We start from the raw sequence: 231 nt of genomic DNA, 5'->3' as shown, positions 1-231 counted from the left end.
GACCCCATCCGACCAAGGAAACCCATGAACATCACCGTCCTCGCCGTCGGCACCAAAATGCCCCGCTGGGTGGACGAAGCCGTCGGCGAATACGCCAAACGCTTCGGACGCGACGTCGCCTACACCCTCAAAGAAATCAAACCCGAAAAACGCGGCGCAGGCGTCAACGCCGCACAAGGCATTGCGGAGGAAGAAAAACGCTTCCTCGAAGCCATCCCCCAAGGCGAATTC

The 231-nt window shown here is 59.7% G+C and carries 1 protein-coding gene; it reads left to right on the top strand.

The genetic code is table 11. The annotated features are described in order from the left end of the window. Positions 1 to 24: 24 nt before the first annotated feature. Positions 25 to 231: 23S rRNA (pseudouridine(1915)-N(3))-methyltransferase RlmH (locus ACTHS3_RS18840; RefSeq protein WP_440368937.1), on the top strand; the 207-nt coding region annotated here is incomplete at its 3' end.

It is taken from the genome of Neisseria sp. P0009.S007 (assembly GCF_051962515.1).
Note: the sequence above shows the minus strand (reverse complement) of the source record. Positions and strands in the feature narration are given on the sequence as shown.